The sequence below is a fragment of the Pigmentiphaga litoralis genome (assembly GCF_014651835.1).
Classification (GTDB): Bacteria; Pseudomonadota; Gammaproteobacteria; order Burkholderiales; family Burkholderiaceae_B; genus Pigmentiphaga; species Pigmentiphaga litoralis.
Genome location: NZ_BMXQ01000001.1, coordinates 3,811,703 through 3,827,734, shown reverse-complemented (window position 1 = coordinate 3,827,734; position 16,032 = coordinate 3,811,703). Strand labels below are relative to the sequence as shown.

At 61.9% G+C, this 16,032-nt stretch carries 11 protein-coding genes; 3 read left to right on the top strand and 8 right to left on the bottom strand.

Annotation, left to right across the window (positions count from 1 at the left end; all coding sequences use genetic code 11):
• Positions 1–58 precede the first annotated feature (58 nt).
• Positions 59–1,186, bottom strand: a complete 1,128-nt coding sequence (locus IE116_RS17470; RefSeq protein ID WP_189614191.1) for a zinc-dependent alcohol dehydrogenase — start codon at positions 1,184–1,186, stop codon at positions 59–61.
• A gap of 2 nt (positions 1,187–1,188) precedes the next feature.
• Complete coding sequence (locus IE116_RS17465) at positions 1,189–2,472, bottom strand: Rieske 2Fe-2S domain-containing protein (RefSeq protein ID WP_189614190.1); 1,284 nt, start codon at positions 2,470–2,472, stop codon at positions 1,189–1,191.
• A 244-nt stretch (positions 2,473–2,716) separates the two neighbouring features.
• Here IE116_RS17465 and IE116_RS17460 point away from each other — a divergent pair, with 244 nt between their 5' ends.
• The 3 genes from IE116_RS17460 to IE116_RS17450 all read left to right on the top strand — a co-directional run bounded on the left by IE116_RS17460 (position 2,717) and on the right by IE116_RS17450 (position 5,949).
• A complete protein-coding gene (locus tag IE116_RS17460; protein WP_189614189.1) occupies positions 2,717–3,703 on the top strand; it encodes a Bug family tripartite tricarboxylate transporter substrate binding protein in 987 nt (328 codons plus the stop codon).
• 104 nt (positions 3,704–3,807) lie between these two features.
• Positions 3,808–4,596, top strand: a complete 789-nt coding sequence (locus IE116_RS17455; protein WP_189614188.1) for an IclR family transcriptional regulator — start codon at positions 3,808–3,810, stop codon at positions 4,594–4,596.
• A gap of 147 nt (positions 4,597–4,743) precedes the next feature.
• Entirely contained in the window at positions 4,744–5,949 is a 1,206-nt protein-coding gene (locus IE116_RS17450) for a CobW family GTP-binding protein (protein ID WP_189614187.1), read from the top strand.
• A gap of 256 nt (positions 5,950–6,205) precedes the next feature.
• Here IE116_RS17450 and IE116_RS17445 read toward each other — a convergent pair whose 3' ends face one another.
• The 6 genes from IE116_RS17445 to IE116_RS17420 form a co-directional block, all read right to left on the bottom strand.
• Positions 6,206–7,123 carry a ParB/RepB/Spo0J family partition protein gene (locus IE116_RS17445; protein ID WP_189614734.1) on the bottom strand — a complete coding sequence of 306 codons (918 nt, stop codon included), beginning with the start codon at positions 7,121–7,123 and terminating at the stop codon, positions 6,206–6,208.
• Between the two features lie 39 nt (positions 7,124–7,162).
• Positions 7,163–8,023 (bottom strand): ParA family protein, encoded by an 861-nt coding sequence (locus tag IE116_RS17440; RefSeq protein WP_189614186.1) that lies wholly within the window; start codon positions 8,021–8,023, stop codon positions 7,163–7,165.
• Positions 8,024–8,058: 35 nt separating this feature from the next.
• Positions 8,059–8,625 carry a lipocalin family protein gene (locus IE116_RS17435; RefSeq protein WP_189614185.1) on the bottom strand — a complete coding sequence of 189 codons (567 nt, stop codon included), beginning with the start codon at positions 8,623–8,625 and terminating at the stop codon, positions 8,059–8,061.
• Positions 8,622–9,314 (bottom strand): 16S rRNA (guanine(527)-N(7))-methyltransferase RsmG, encoded by a 693-nt coding sequence (gene rsmG / locus IE116_RS17430; RefSeq protein ID WP_189614733.1) that lies wholly within the window; start codon positions 9,312–9,314, stop codon positions 8,622–8,624. Before rsmG ends, IE116_RS17435 begins: the two co-directional genes overlap by 4 nt.
• A gap of 33 nt (positions 9,315–9,347) precedes the next feature.
• Positions 9,348–11,285: a tRNA uridine-5-carboxymethylaminomethyl(34) synthesis enzyme MnmG gene (mnmG, locus tag IE116_RS17425; RefSeq protein ID WP_189614184.1), complete on the bottom strand. Its 1,938-nt coding sequence runs from the start codon at positions 11,283–11,285 to the stop codon at positions 9,348–9,350.
• A 4,195-nt stretch (positions 11,286–15,480) separates the two neighbouring features.
• A complete protein-coding gene (locus IE116_RS17420; RefSeq protein WP_189614183.1) occupies positions 15,481–15,690 on the bottom strand; it encodes a hypothetical protein in 210 nt (69 codons plus the stop codon).
• Positions 15,691–16,032 lie beyond the last annotated feature (342 nt).

Genomic DNA, 16,032 nt, shown 5'->3' with positions numbered 1-16,032 from the left:
CCCCGCGCGCCAACAGCAAAACTCAAAAACCAACAGCAAAACTCAAAAACCACCCAAGTCAAACCCAAGGATCAATCGTCATATGCACCGGTCCTTCCACCCCCTCCCCCACCAGACTCCGCAACGCCAGATCCGTATCCCCCAGTCCGAACATATGCGTACTCATCTCCGTCACATGATGCCGATCCCCCGCGATCAACTGCAACGCCAGCTCCACTGACTCATAGCTATGCCCCCGCATTCCCTTCACCGTCAGGAACCGCGCAATGATCATGTCGCTATCGAACTCCGGTAGCTTGCGTCGCTTCTGACCGCCCAGAATCACCCTCCCCCGCTTGCGCGCCAGCTGCATCGCCGTCGTCACCGACTCCGTGCCACCCGCGGCGCAATCGATCACCAGATCCGCCATCGTTCCGCCCGTCAGATCCGCCACCGTCTGCAGCAGATCCTGCTCGCCGATATCGATCGTGTGATGTGCACCTAGCCGACGTGCCAGGGCCAGGCGCGCGCGGTCGGTTTCGGTGGACAGGCCGGTCACGATGATCATCTGCGCGCCGGCCTCGCGGGCGGCCACCACGCATGACAGGCCCTGCTGGCCCGGACCCTGGATCACCACCGTCTGCCCTGGCCCCGCGCCGCCATGCAAGTAGGTCCACTCGATCCCATTGGCCAGCGGCAAGGCCAAGGCCGCATGACGGGGCGACACCCCCGACGGCACGCGGTGGAACACCGTATTCAGGTGCAAGTGCTGGTACTGCGCAAAGCCGCCCCACAATCCCGGCGCGGTCTTCAGCCCCGTGGCGCCGTAACGCAGGCCGCCAAGGCGCCAGTCGGTCGCATCGCACAAGCGAAACTCGCCGCTGCGGCAGAACTCGCAATGGCCGCAAGGCAGGTACTCCTCAAGCGCCACCAGGTCGCCTTCTTTGACGCCCCACTTCGCGCGCGCCACCGAACCCAGACGGTCGATGTGGCCGACGGTTTCGTGGCCCAGAATGAGCGGGCCACGGCTGGCGGGCAGTTGCTGGTAATACGGCCAGTCGCTGCCGCAGACGCCGGTGATCGCGATCTTGAGCAGGCCGCTCGTTTCCGTCTCGGGCGGCGCCGTGAACTCGCGCAGCACGATGCGGTTGGAAGATGCGCCCTCGGTGCCAGGCTCCGCCACCGCGGCCAGAAAGGATGCGTTCATGATCAGACCGACGCGTGGCCGCGATCGGGCTGGACGCGCAAGGCGTCCTTGGCGGCAACGCGGAAGTCTTCGTCCCGTCCGATCACCACGGCGGCCGATCGCACATGGTGGGCTTCGGGCTGAAGCGCCGGCGGCGAGATGCCTTCCTGCATTTCCTTGATCACACGCATCAGGCGGCGGCGCATCATCACGATGCCGTTGTCGGTCGAGGTCAGGAATTCGCGCGTGCGGTCCTGGATCGGACCCATGCTTTCCTGCAAGGACGCGTCTTGCATGCCGATGCCCTCGACACCGCTATAGGTGCGGCCTTCGCGCTGCGCCTGGCGGTCGATCAGGTAGTTGTTGGCCTTGTTCTGCAGCGGAATGAACGTACCCGGCACGTATTTGACGTGGATGCCCATGCCGTCGCGCATGGCCTGCACTTCGTGCTCGGTCAGGTCGCGGCGCGCGTGGTAATCGAAGCTCCAGGTCCAGCAATGTTCGTCGTCGATCGGCACCCAGAAATGACCATGGATGGGATGGTCGCCACGCGGCGGCACCATCGTGAAGTACGGCACGATCCATGGCGTGACGCGCCAGTAGTATTTGTCGGGGCCGGCGTTGCGGCGCACGCCCACGAACAGGCCATCGTCGCTGTCCACGACTTCAAACACCGGGCGCATGTCCTGCAGGTTGTACTGGTTGCCCGCCGCGCCCTTGAACAAGGGATCGCTGTTCAGGCTGTCGCGATGCAGCCAGGACACGTGGCTGGAATCGATCCCGCCTTCCAGCGCCTGCAGCCAGTTGCTTTCCTGGATGCGCTTGGACGTGAAGCGCTGCGAGCTCGGCACCATCGCAAATTCGAATTCAGGAAGCGGCGGCTGCAGCTCGGGCGGTCCCATGTACGTCCAAAGGATGTCGCCACGCTCGACCAGCGGATAGGCCTTGAGCTTGATGCGGTCGCACAGCTTGCTGCCTTCCGGTTCCGACGGCACTTCCACGCATTGCCCATCGGTGCGGTATTTCCAGCCGTGATACGGGCAGCGGATGCCGCCCGGCTCGTGACGGCCGAACCACAGCGACACACCGCGGTGCGCACAGAACTCGTCCATCAGCCCGTAGTTCCCTTCCGTGTCGCGGATGGCAATCATGCGTTCCGACAGCAGCTGCACCCGCACCGGTTCACAGCCCGGCTCAGGCAGCTCTTCCTTGAGCAACACGGGCAGCCAGTAGCGGCGGAACAGGTCGCCCATGGGCGTACCCGGACCGGTTTGCGTGAGCAGGTCGTTCTGTTCTTTTTTCAACATGGGGTGTCTCCTCGACTTCCTGAATGCGGTGCTTCGAATGCGGCGTCGAATGCGGCGTTGGGTAAAGCACGGTGGCGTTCGTTCCGTATATAAGAACGTTGTTCCTTATTAAGAAACGACGTTATCATTGGTTTTCAACATCTGTCAAACGCAACACGGATGGGATCCGAAGCTCGCACGACGATCACGCACCACGCGGTAGCCGACCTCAGATTTGGCAACGCGACAACATCAGGAGACACGCATGAACCAACATCGACGGGCGTTCGCACGCCTGCTGCTCACCACGGCCGCACTGGCGGCCACCACCGGTATGGCCTGTGCGCAGACCGCCGCCTGGCCCACCAAACCGGTCCGCGTCATCGTCCCGTACGCACCGGGCGGCAGCTCGGACACCCTGGGCCGCGTGATCGCCAAACATTTGTCCGACGTCTTCAAGCAAACCTTTGTGGTGGAAAACCGCGGCGGCGCGGGCGGCATCATAGGCTCGCAAATGGTGGCGCGCGCCGAGCCTGACGGCTACACCCTGGTCGTTTCGGGCATCGGCTCGCATGTCGTCGCGCCGGTCGACAATCCGAACTCCTACGACCCGATCAAGGACTTCACCCACATCGCCATCCTGGGCGGCCCGCCCGCCGTGCTGGCCGTCAACGCCACCTTGCCGATCAAGGACCTGGCCGGCTTCATGGCGTACGCCAAGTCGCGCCCTGAAGGGCTCAGCTGGGGATCGCCCGGCCAGGGCACGCACGCCGCATTGATTGGCGAAGCCTTCCGCGCCGAAACGGGCCTGAACCTGGTGCAGATCAGCTACAAGGGCGCCAATCCCGCCGTGGCTGACGTGGCCGCCAACCAGGTGCCCGCCGCGTTCACGACCTTGACGACCGCCGCTGGCAACATCCGCTCGGGTCGCCTGCGCCCCATTGCCGTCACGTCGTCCAAACGCATCGCCGAATTTCCCGATGTGCCCACGTTTGCCGAGCTCGGCTATCCCCGTCTGGTCGGGACGACGTGGTTCTCGCTGTCGGGCCCCGCGGGCATGAATCCGGCCCTGGTCGACAAGCTCAACGCCGAAGTGCGGCGCGGACTCAAGACCCCGGCCGCCGTGCAGGAACTGGCCACGCAGAACATGGAAACCTTCGATTGGGACGTCCCTACCTTCAATCAGTATTTCAAGAAGGAGATCGATCACTGGACGCCGTACGTGAAGGAAGCGGCGGTCGCGAAGAAGTAAGTGCGGCAGGCGGGGGACGGCCTGGGTTGCTGCCTGGGTGCTGCCTTTTTTGTGCCGCCAGAGTGATGCAGGTATAAAGAGGGCCTTCTCCGGAACCGCCATCCATGACTTCACCTGAACAGATCGAGACCCCAGAAGGACGTTTGTCATCGGTCACCTCCGCCGTCCGCCTGCTCAAGACCTTTTCGGAAGACGAGGTCGAGATCGGCATCAGCACCCTGGCCAAGCGCCTGGGCGTCGCCAAGAGCACCGTGCACCGGCTGGCCTCCACGCTCACTGCCGAGGGCCTGCTGGAGCAAAATCCCGACAGCGGACGCTACCGTCTGGGCCTGGGCCTGTTTGCACTCGGCGCACTCGTGCGCCGCCGCATGGACGTCCCGAATCTGGCGCTGCCGCATCTGCACACCCTGCGCGAAAAGACGGGCGAAACCGTGCACCTGGCCACGCTCGATCACAGCAGCATCATGTATCTGTTCAATCTGGAAAGCCTGCAGGCCATTCGCATGAACAGCTACATCGGCGCGCGCAAGCCCGCCTTCTGCACCAGCGAAGGCCGTGCCCTGCTGGCGTACCAACCGGTTGATGTGATCGGGCGCATCCTGAAAGAACCGATGGTTGCGCGCACCCCGAACACCACCACGGATCCGGTCGAACTGCGCAAGACGCTGGATGCGGTGCGGCGTAACGGCTTCGCGGTGGATGACGAAGAAAGCGAACTTGGCATGCGGGGCATTGCCGCGCCGATTCGCGACTTGGGCGGCAATGTCATTGCTGCGATCGGGGTTGCGGGACCGATCCAGCGTCTGTCCAAAAAGACGCTGCGCAGCTTTGTGCCGGCGTTGCTGGAAGCCACCGAAGCGGTGTCCTCACGGCTGGGGCACAACGCGTCGTAACACCGGTCGTAAGGGGCGTCGTAAAGCCCGTCGTAAGGGGCCAAGGTCGTCGCAAGGGCGCCTGCCCGGCCCGCTTCTTGCGAGGCTACGGGTCCTTGCCGACATACGGGTCCTTCCCGACCTACATCAGCCTCTGACTTCCTGCCTATGACTATCGCCCGCATACCTGTCTATCTCGTCACCGGCTTTCTGGGCAGCGGCAAGACCACGCTTCTTTGCCGCTGGCTGCGCAGCCCCGCGCTGAAAGACGCTGCGGTCATCGTCAATGAAATTGGCGAGGTGGGCTACGACGATCAGATCATTGCAGCAGCCAGCGACACCCCTTCATTGATCGCCAACGCGTGCGTGTGCTGTACCGGCTTGCCGGGGCTTGAAGAGGCGCTGGAATCGCTGTTCTGGGCCCGCCTGCAGCGCCGCATGCCGGCCTTCCCTTCCGTGGTCATCGAGACGACCGGGCTAGCGGATCCCGGGGCCGTGATCGCGGCGTTGGTGCAAGTCCCGCTGTTGCGCGAGCGCTACCGACTGGCCGGCGTCATCACCACATTGAGCGTGACCGCCGCAGACACGGTCCTGGCGCATCATGCAGAGGCGCGATCGCAGATCGCTCATGCGCAGGTGCTGGTCATCACCAAGACGGATCTTGCATCGTTGGCGGATGCGCAGGCATTGAGCGCGCGGCTGCGCGATCTCAACGCCGCGGCGCCACAGCTGCGATCAGCGGCAGGAGACCTGGGGTGGACCTCGGTCGAAGGCGCCTTGCAGCATCCGGACGGCGAGTTGCTGTCTTCGAATGACAGGACGGCGATCGACGGCGGGGGCTTGCACTCGCTCAAGATTGACCACGATCAAAGTTTTAACGCATCAAATTTTGATCAAGCGCATTTTCGAGCGGAAGAAAATATTGAGCACGACCAGCATGAGCATAAGCATGCGCACAAGAGCGGGCTTTCCGGTAGCGGTAGCGCAGCCGTCGCTGCTGAACACAAGCAGGGCCACGGCCATGTTGACCACGACCACCGCGGTCATGAGGGCTCCCACGGCCACCACGGCCACGTCCACGATGCCGTTACGACATTCGTGGTGATGTCGGAAGCCCTGGCGCAGGACGATCTGATCAGACGCCTGCAGGCCCTGGCCGCCGATTTTGGTCCGTCACTGCTTCGCGTCAAGGGGTGGGTACAACTGGACGATGGAAACGATGCCTCCGTCCAGCTGTCGGTCGGAAAGGGCGGCGTCGAGGTCCAGGTGGAAAAACAGGCTCTGTCCACAATTTCGGGACGACGTCACGGATTGACGGTCATTTCGCGAGGATCCCCGGCCAGGGCCGGACTGATCCTGTCGATGCCGGCGTAATTGGCCGTCCAAGAGGATAGGTTGGCTGGGGCACGGGCAGCGGGCGCGGCTGCGGCTATCGCTATGGCTAAGGCTGCGGCTAGGGCTCACCTTCTCGGGAAACCACCTTCAGTGCATGCGGCGCCCCGAGCGGCACCATCCCAAGGGTGCCACGTGAAATGGCCGCAGCCACGACAAATCGACCGCCCAAAGAAAAAGGCGGCCATTGCCGCCTTTGTCACAGATCCACTACGGATCCCATCAAAGTGCCTTCGGCTCAGCTTCCCTCGAGCACGTCACCGAACCCCTGCTTTTCCAGCAAGGACGACAGATGCTCCCAGCCATGGAAGTCGATCACGATCTGGCCTTTGTCTTTCGCGCCTATCTTGAAGACCACCTGTGTACCCAGCCGATCCGACAAGGCTTCTTCCAGCCGCGTTACGTCCCGGGACTTGGCAGACGCCTTCTTGCCGCCGGCCTTCTGCTGCGATTCTTCCTGGGTCTGCGCGACCAGCTTTTCAGCCTCCCGCACCGACATGCGTTTAGCTACGATCTGGGTCGCCAACTGGATCTGCGTGGCCGCGTCGACCGACAGCAACGCGCGCGCGTGGCCCATGTCCAGATCACCCGCCAGCAGCATGGTTTGCACCGGCGCTGCCAGATTCAACAGCCGCAGCAGATTGCTCGTGGCCGACCGCGACCGGCCGATTGCCTGGGCCGCGACCTCGTGTGTCATGCCGAACTCATCGATCAGGCGGTGGACGCCCTGCGCTTCTTCAAGCGGGTTCAGGTCTTCGCGCTGGATGTTTTCGATCAGCGCCATGACCGCGGCGTTCTCGTCCGTCACTTCGCGGACCAGCACCGGCACCTCAGTCAGGCCAGCCAGCTGCGCCGCACGAAAGCGCCGTTCACCGGCAATGATCTCGTACTTCCCGTGCGCCAAGGCCCGCACCAGGATCGGCTGCATGATGCCCTGCGTACGAATGGACTCGGCCAGTTCGGCAAGCGCACCCTCGTCCATGCGTGACCGCGGCTGGTATTGCCCTGCCTGCAGCTGGGCAATGGGCAGCACGGCAGGCGGGCCACTTGGCTCGGCCTCGCTGGCGCGCTTGCCCAGGCCACTCACGGCGGGCGCGTCGGCGCCCAGCAAGGCGTCGAGTCCACGGCCGAGGCCTTTGGGTTTCTTGATGGTCACTTTCTTAAGTCCTGCTTTCGTATCCATGGATGCTCCGGACTACAGCGTCTTCACGCGCTCGATCATTTCGGCGCCGAACGCAAGATAGGCCTGGGCCCCTTTGGAATTCGGATCGAACACCACGCCAGGCATGCCATAACTTGGCGCCTCGGCAAGACGAACGTTCCGGGGAATGACCGCTTCGAACACCTTGTCGCCGAAGTGGCTTTCCAGTTGTGCGGACACCTGCTGCTGAAGGGTAATGCGCGGGTCGAACATGACGCGCAGCAGACCGATCACCCGCAGGTCGGGATTCAGATTCGCATGGACCCGCTTGATGGTATTGACCAGGTCAGACAGGCCTTCCAGCGCAAAGTACTCGCACTGCATCGGAATGATCACGCCGTGCGCGGCGGTCAGTCCGTTCAGGGTCAACAACGACAGCGTGGGCGGGCAGTCGATCAGGACAAAATCATAACGATCCGCGACGGTGGCAATGGCATGCTTGAGCTGCTTTTCGCGGTCATCCAGATCCACTAGGTCGATCTCGGCGCCAGCCAGTTCCCGGTTGGATGGCAGCACGTCGTAGCCGCCCGATTCGGACGGCACGGCGGCAGTTGCGATCGTCGCTTCACCAATCAGGACCTGGTACAGCGTCGCAGCCAGCTGGCGCTTGTCGATACCACTGCCCATGGTCGCATTGCCCTGGGGATCGAGATCGATCAGCAGGACCCGCTGGCCGTGCGACGCCAGTCCTGCCGCCAGGTTGACGGCGGTGGTGGTCTTGCCTACCCCGCCCTTCTGGTTGGCAATGCAGAACACCCGCGCGGTCGCGCGAGCGCTCTTTGCGTTGAGCGGCTCGACCCCGGTAATTGCATCGAGACTGACGGGGCTTTCGCCGTCCGTTGCCGGACTGGCCATGCTGGAATCTGGTGACATCTAGTCGTGGGTTCGCTTCATTTTTGAGTGGGGTTGCCGGTCTGCTCGGTGCGTTGCAGCTTGCTGGTGTCGTAGCCCTGGTCAGCCAGCTTCGACATGATGTCACGCTGGTCCTCGGGCGACAGCGTCGGGCTGCGCGCCAATATCCATAAGTATTCGCGGTCAGGCTCGCTGACCACGGCATACCGATAGTCGGGAGCAAGCTGGATCACCCAATAAGGTGCCCACACCCATGCCAGGAAAGACAGCCAGGACGGCGCGAAACGCACTTCCAGCTGAGACGCCGTCTTGCCCGGACGCGCGCGGCCCACCGCCTCTTCCACCTTTCCGTTTTCCTGCTCGCATCGATTGATGACCTCGATGCCGCCTTCTGGCCAGGCGCGATACGTTGCCGTCGTGTTGCGGCGGCAATCCTTCTGGAATCGGTTCGGGTACTTGGAGATCTCGTACCACTGGCCCATATAGTTGACGATATCCAACTGCGGGACCGAGGTTACCGGAGGGGCTGCGGCAAAGGCAGCGACCGACGCAGCAGCCACCGCCAACGCAACACAGGTCCCGGCAACGAGCCGACGAACCATCATGCTTCTCCTTCCTGAGCCACGTCGCCTCGATCCATCCAGACCAGACAGCGGCGTGCTGATAAACGTGGAACATACAACGGCGTCACCCCGTTCACGCGCCATTCACCCTGGTCGCGCACGGTGGTGATTTCCTCTTCTGGCGGGTGGCCCTTCATCGCGACAAGGCTTCCACCCTGGCGAACATGCCGACCTGCAAGCGCGGCAAAGTCCTGCAGCGATGCAAAAGCGCGCGAGATGACGATGTCGCTGTTGGTCAAAGCCAGATCTTCGACGCGCGAATGGACCGCGCTCAGATTCTTCAGCCCCTGGACGCTGGCAATGTGACGCACGAAAGACGTCTTCTTCTCCACGGCATCCACGCAGCACACTTCCCAGTCCGGCTTGGCGATAGCCAGCACGACGCCGGGCAATCCGCCACCCGATCCGACATCCAGGATACGAGCCGGCTTGCCCTGCAGATGCTGTGCCAGCTCAGGCACCACCGCCAAACTGTCGACGATGTGATGCAGCAGCATCTGTTCCGGCTCGCGAATGGCCGTCAGGTTGTACGTACGATTCCAGCGCAGCATCTGCGCCAGGTAGTTCAGCAATCGGTCGATCTGGATATTGTTCAGCGGAAGGCGCAGCGTGGCGCAATCGGCTGCCAGCTTGTCAGCAAAGACGCCCCCGTTGAACGGGGCGTCGGTCAGGGATAGATCGGGTTTGGTCGATTCTGCCACGGCTCAGGCTGCCACTTGATTGGATGAACCGTCCGCTGCGCGCTTGGCATGCTGGCGCCGTTTCAGGTGAATCAGCAGCAAGGAAATCGCCGCCGGTGTCACGCCCGAGATCCGGGCGGCTTGGCCCACCGTCTCCGGGCGGTGCGTCTTGAACTTCTGGCGAACCTCGAAAGACAGGCTGGTCACGCTGTCGTAATCGATGTCTGCCGGAATGCGTTGGTTCTCGTGACCCGCCTGCTTTTCCACGTCGTGCTGCTGACGCGTGATGTAGCCCGCGTACTTCACCTGCACTTCAACCTGGTCGGCCACGATCGGATCCCTCACGCCCGGGCCTGCCAGCAGACCGGCATCGCCGTTCTCGGCTTTCATCAGGTTGTCGTAGGAAACATCCGGGCGCTTGAGCAGATCGAACAGGCTGTACTCACGTTCGATCGGCTTGCCAAGCAGCTGCGTTGCGGCATCTGCCTGGAAGGACCGCGGATTCACCCACGTCGACTTCAGGCGCTCGACCTCGCTGGCCACCGCGTCACGCTTGCGATTGAACGCATCCCACCGGGCGTCATCCACCAGGCCGAGTTCACGACCGACCTCCGTCAGACGGGCATCGGCGTTGTCTTCCCGCAAGCTCAGGCGGTATTCGGCGCGCGACGTGAACATGCGATAGGGCTCCGTCACACCACGCGTGATCAAGTCGTCTGCCAACACGCCCAAGTACGCCTGGTCCCGGCGCGGCGTCCAGGCTTCCTTGCCCCGCGCCTGCAGCGACGCGTTGATACCCGCCAGCAGACCCTGCGCCGCCGCCTCTTCATAGCCCGTCGTGCCGTTGATCTGTCCCGCAAAGAACAGTCCACCAATCGCCCGCGTCTCGAAGCTTGCCTTCAATCCACGTGGATCAAAGTAGTCATACTCGATCGCATAACCCGGCCGAAGGATGTGCGCGTTCTCCAGGCCGGGCAGCGAGCGAACCAGATCCAGTTGCACGTCGAAAGGCAGGCTGGTCGACACGCCGTTGGGATAGAACTCATTCGTCGTCAGGCCTTCCGGTTCCAGGAAAATCTGATGCGATGCCTTGTCCGCGAAACGGTGAATCTTGTCTTCAATCGATGGGCAGTACCGCGGCCCCACCCCTTCGATCACGCCGGTGTACATCGGCGACCGGTCCAGGCCCGCACGAATGATGTCGTGCGTCCGCTCATTGGTGTGGGTAATCCAGCAAGGCACCTGCTGCGGGTGCATCGCCGTGTTGCCCAGATACGAAAACACTGGAACCGGATCCAGATCGCCAGGCTGTTCTTCGGTCTTGCTGAAGTCGATGCTGCGGCCATCGATGCGGGGAGGCGTTCCCGTCTTGAGACGGCCCTGCCCCAGCTTCAATTCCTGCAGACGCATTCCCAGAGACACAGCCGGGGGATCGCCCGCACGACCGGCCGGATAGTTCTGCAGCCCCACGTGGACCAGGCCATTCAGAAAGGTGCCCGCTGTCAGCACAACGGTGCGGCTACGAAAGCGCAATCCTATTTGCGTGACGGCGCCGACCGCCCGGTCGCCTTCCAGCATCAGGTCGTCCACGGCCTGCTGAAACAGCCACAAGTTCGGCTGGTTTTCTAGGCGATCGCGGATCGCCTTGCGGTAGAGAACGCGGTCTGCCTGTGCACGCGTGGCACGCACAGCCGGTCCCTTCGACGCATTCAGGATACGGAACTGGATGCCCGCTTCGTCAGTCGCCAGGGCCATGGCCCCGCCAAGGGCATCGACTTCCTTGACCAGATGACCCTTGCCGATGCCGCCGATGGACGGGTTGCAGGACATCTGACCTAGCGTCTCGATGTTATGCGTGAGCAGCAGCGTCTTGCTTCCCGAGCGGGCAGCAGCCAACGCAGCTTCGGTTCCGGCATGACCGCCGCCAACCACAATGACGTCGAATTCGGTGGGGTACAACATGATGAGCATCCAGTAAGGGATCCAGGCTCGGTCCCGTCGCCTCGCCTAACTGCACAGAGTTTAGGCAAGACTCATGATTATAGGTGTGTCGGGGAGCTATGGGCGAATGTTTAAGGCGTCGAGATACCGGGCGAACGGCCGATGTTTCACGTGGAACACAGCACCGTGCGATGTTTCACGTGAAACATTCGAGGAGATTTGGCCAGTCTGCAGCATTGCCGGACGCTTGAAGCACTTTGCCAGTCGGTAGTAATACACGGCTTTAAAGCTTTTAAAGATCCACCGTCTTGCGGCTTAAAGTGCCCTCATGGAAGACCGCAGAAGTTATCCGAGGTTATCCCCGGCTTGTCCCCAACTTTTTCCACATGCCGTCGGACAAAGCTTTGATCTAGACGCCGGCTGCTAGAGGCAGGCACCGCACAGGCGAATGGATAGCGGGCTTGCGACGGTGACTTCGTTCGGCAGCACTGCGAACGATTGTTCCACGTGGAACATCCCATCTGACACGCTCTGCCTGGTGCATATCGTCCGCCACTAACCCGAACGCTCGGCTCGCCGATATCGGCCCAGGGCAGTTCTATAGGGTCCGTACCCGCTTTTGCGTCCCCCCGAACTTCTGCGGGGACGATTCATCGCCCAGGCTCGGCGGTGCAACACAACGAACGCGTCAAAGCGCTGCCCCTTCTCCGACCTTAGCCATGAGAGATTGTTCCGAGTGATTGCGTACTGACTAATGCTAGGCTCGCCGAGGCATCGGTCGTCAAGTCATTGATAGTGCGAAGGGAGCAGTGGAACCCCGACCTACGTGATGGTCTCGCGCGGGAACGCTGACAAAGGCCACCTGGTACGCACCTGCAGGTCGAAGTGCGATGCAATGCGACACCGGCAACATTCTGGGCCAACACCGACTACGGCGCTTACGAAGGACCCTGCAAGGTGCGGATCGCTTGCATTGCTATGCCTTGCTCGACCACAGCCTCCGCGTGCAAGGGCGCGATAGTTGCAAGTCATCGATAGCTTGACGAACGGCGCGGTCCACGCTTCGATGCTCGACACGTCCGGCCGGTCAAACAGGAAGGCGAACGGCAAGCTGGAGGAGATCCACCCAAGCACCTACTTTGCGTAGGCAGGTTCATACGTGTGCTTCATAGGCCGCGTCAGTCGGTCAGCTGTTGTAAGCGCTGCCGCGTCGAGAGCGTATTCGAATGCAGAGAATTCCAGCGCCTGCACATTGCCTTACCACGGCGAACAAACGATAGACCCACTGAGTACAGCGGGGCGTCTGCATACCAGCAGCTGCCACTCGAGGAAAGGCAGTCGACGCACAACTGACACGGTGCCCTACATGGGCATACGGCATGCGCGGTCCCAGGATACGGATTTTTGGGTGCGGGGCTCGTTGCTGGGCTCGGTGCTGGGGCCGGTGCTGGGGCCGGTGGTGGGCCGGCGCTGGAGAGCGCGGTGCCCCGTGGCGCGTTAGGTTGGGATGGAAGCTTTGCATAAGTGGGCGTAGTCTGCCGGCCTGCAGGTGTCTGCCCTGGGTGGGCGATCGGACCTGACTGAGCAAGTCGCCCGAGCAGTGGAGTCCTGCACCCGCCAAGACAGCAGCGTCCAAGCTGGCTACCGAATAAGCAGAAACGGCCAGAGCCAATTCCACGCTCGAGTCCGAGTTTGTCCCCAAAGTTGCCCACAGCAGAGGTTCGTCCCGTCGCCGCGCCCTGCCCTTCGCCGAAAGTTGAACGTGGAACACTTAGGATTGGCTGACTAAATACCCAATGTCAGTCGAAGCTGACCTTCGGGTAGCCTCGCACCTTGATCCATCGCCACTTGCTTCAAGATTGCGCCAACTGTTCGCGGCACGTTGTTGTATCAGACGCCCCAACCCCGACGGCTTCCTTCACCAACGCTCCAGCCTGTCCTTCGCGCAACCTCCACACGCCTGCGTCATTTCAAGGACGTAGGCGAGCCTACCTCGACGGTCCGCCTGAGTTATGCACAAATCGGACGACCCAAGGCACCACAGTTGTCCACATGTTTATGCACCGTCCGCGTCTGTTCACGGCGGACCTGCCGAAGCATGCTGCATCCATTTCGAGCAGTGCTCTTTCACGCGGCGGAATGGCTCGTAGCTCTGCTTTTCCCCAAAGTTGCCCACAGGCCGAAGACAAAGCGCGGCGCAATCGGATCGTTTCCAAAGGGTTGAGCGTTCGACTACCGCACTTCCTTCTTCGGCACGGCAGGATCACCGCCATTTCAACTGCGGATTCACGCCGCCTGAGCCAAAGGTCGCGATACATCAAGGGTTCCGCAGAGTATTGCGCTTGTTCCACGTGAAACCTTGAGCGCCAACGGCATCATTGACCAGAACGCAGCGTTTGGGGAGACAACCGTCTGCGAAGCCTGCGAGCGGTCATCCTTCACATATTGGGGAGCGAAAGGCGCTGCCAACACCCGCCCCTAAACCTAGTCAAACCAAGTTATCCACAAAAATCAGACCCGGAAAAACGCGGACTTATCCACAGAGTTACGAAGAGCGCAGTGAAGCAAACCAAAGCGCTTCGCCGGGCGGGAATATCAGGGTGCCTGGTAAAACTGGTCTCACCTGTCTAGCTTCCATCAAGTAATGAACGCTAGGCTGCAAGGAGCGGCATCGCAGCACAGCAGCGGGCATAAGGTGCGGGCACCAAGCACGCAGCGTTAGACCCCAACATCGCGCACGGGTTAGTGGGTATCGCCTCTGAGAAATTGCCTCGCGGTATCGCGCCGCAGGACTGGCGGCTGGGGGCCTTGCAGCTGGGATCTTGCGCCTGGGGGTCTAGCCCGGGGTCCCGCGTCCGGGCCTGGCGCCCTGGGGTCTCGCACCCTGGGCCCTCGCGCCCTGGTCTCGCATTTGGGGCCTTGCATCAGTCGCCTTGCACCGGGGGTCTTGCGTCTAAGTCTCGCTTCTTGGGTCCTGCGCCCGTTGGGTCTTGAATCTTGCGCCCCGAGTCCGGAGCCTCGGATCAACGCGCCTTGGGTACCTTGCCCAACTATCGCGCCATCCGTTCTCGAGCTCCGGCATCGAGCAATCGAATATCGACAACAGAACACCAGCACCGAGCATCGAGCTCCATCCACCGTCCGCATCGCAGCGCACGACGCCCCAAATGGAAACCACTGAGCGACAAACACCAAGTACCCAGCACTGCTACTAGATACATTAGGCGGCGCACCAACAACTGCATGCCCAGCACCTTACATCCAACGCCTCCAACACCCCGGCGCAGTATTAAGCTTCGAACGCCCCGTATCAGCGCTGCCCGTCATTGCATGCCTGCTACTGCGCGGACGCATCGTTCTCGGGCGTTCCACGTAGAACATGCACCGAACCCGGCAGAGTATCGACACCCCGCCATGACGCCAACGAACGGATCGGGCCGCGATCAAACGTGTCGACGCTGGCGTCCGCTTCGCCAGTTGGCGTAGTCCGTCAGCTTCTTTGCAACCATCATCCCCGCGACTCGAATTTCTCCCACCGCCTTTCGCAAACTTTGCAGGTCCAGGCTAGGCAGCAGAGGCATATCTATTCATACCAAAGTTCTTCGAGCTACGGGCGTCCTTTCCAGTACTGCACCAGCCAGATGTTCCTTCCCGCGTGGTGACCGTTCCCCCTACTCCGCACTGGACCTGCTGCCAGCGCTCCACAACGGAAGCCTGTGCACCCCGTTCCCGCGACTGCAAGACGCGGCGGTCACCTCTCGTCAGTGTCCAGAGTTCCGAACTCGAAGCAAGCTGAACAGATGGGATACGCGGCCCAGCCCAGCCCATAGATCGATCGCTAGCGTGAGGGCTGGACGGGTCCCTGGCCTGCACGCTCCACCGCGACTCGCACTGACCCCGTAGGTGCGGAGGCGATCGCCACCATGGACTGTGGATGCGGGCGGAAGCCCAAACAGCGACCCTCGCACTGGTCGGCCATTCGGACCGGATTCTGCAGACGGTGCAGCGTGAAACCGGCGCGCCGGACAGCAGCAAAGGCCGAGCCGGTATTCAGGCACATTCTCAAGAGACAAATGCCGCATTGCGTCAGCCGCGCCCCGGGCGACCATTAAAACCGAACGAAGCAGAAGCGCACTCCATCGCACGACGCGACTGAACGCTACCGATAGGGGTTTTATAAATGAGTAGGGTCAAGCATGCCGAAACCGCGCCAAATCTAGCGTTCAGAGTGTGTCTGGAATGACTGTCCTAAATTCGAGGACAGCGCCAGTTCTTCAAAACCGGTGAAAACCACCCGAAATGACCCGGTGAGAACCAGTTGCCCGGTCCGCAAATACCACGCCGAACCGAAGCCACCTGATTCGAAGAGAACGCTGCCCGGCAACAGCGATACGGCCAACAACAGGCAATAAGCAACCAGCATCAAGCAACATCGCCGACTTCCCCGCGTACGATCCACCAGATCGCATTCGTCGTCTGTGCAGTGGGCCCTTCCCCGTGTCGTGCTCACCCAGCCATACTTTATCGATGCCTCGACGAACTCAACCGAGGCTCTCAAGGACTCGTACACCGCCAGCCCTAACCCTCGAGTCACACACACATAACCCCACCACGAGCCGGGCAAGGCACCGCCTCGAACTCCTCCACCTCAAGCCAATCGCAACGCCGCGCCCTTTCTGAACATCCATGACGCCGATGAAGCCGATCAGCGCATCGCGCCCGCCACGCCCCTGAATGCCCCATCTGCAGCCCCTGACACCAAAGCCGA

Coding starts and splice junctions, on each gene's coding strand:
- IE116_RS17460 (WP_189614189.1), top strand. CDS start 2,717: ATGAACCAACATCGACGGGCGTTCGCACGCCTGCTGCTCACCACGGCC.
- IE116_RS17455 (WP_189614188.1), top strand. CDS start 3,808: ATGACTTCACCTGAACAGATCGAGACCCCAGAAGGACGTTTGTCATCG.
- IE116_RS17465 (WP_189614190.1), bottom strand. CDS start 2,472: ATGTTGAAAAAAGAACAGAACGACCTGCTCACGCAAACCGGTCCGGGT.
- IE116_RS17470 (WP_189614191.1), bottom strand. CDS start 1,186: ATGAACGCATCCTTTCTGGCCGCGGTGGCGGAGCCTGGCACCGAGGGC.
- IE116_RS17440 (WP_189614186.1), bottom strand. CDS start 8,023: ATGGCCAGTCCGGCAACGGACGGCGAAAGCCCCGTCAGTCTCGATGCA.
- IE116_RS17435 (WP_189614185.1), bottom strand. CDS start 8,625: ATGATGGTTCGTCGGCTCGTTGCCGGGACCTGTGTTGCGTTGGCGGTG.
- mnmG (WP_189614184.1), bottom strand. CDS start 11,285: ATGTTGTACCCCACCGAATTCGACGTCATTGTGGTTGGCGGCGGTCAT.
- IE116_RS17450 (WP_189614187.1), top strand. CDS start 4,744: ATGACTATCGCCCGCATACCTGTCTATCTCGTCACCGGCTTTCTGGGC.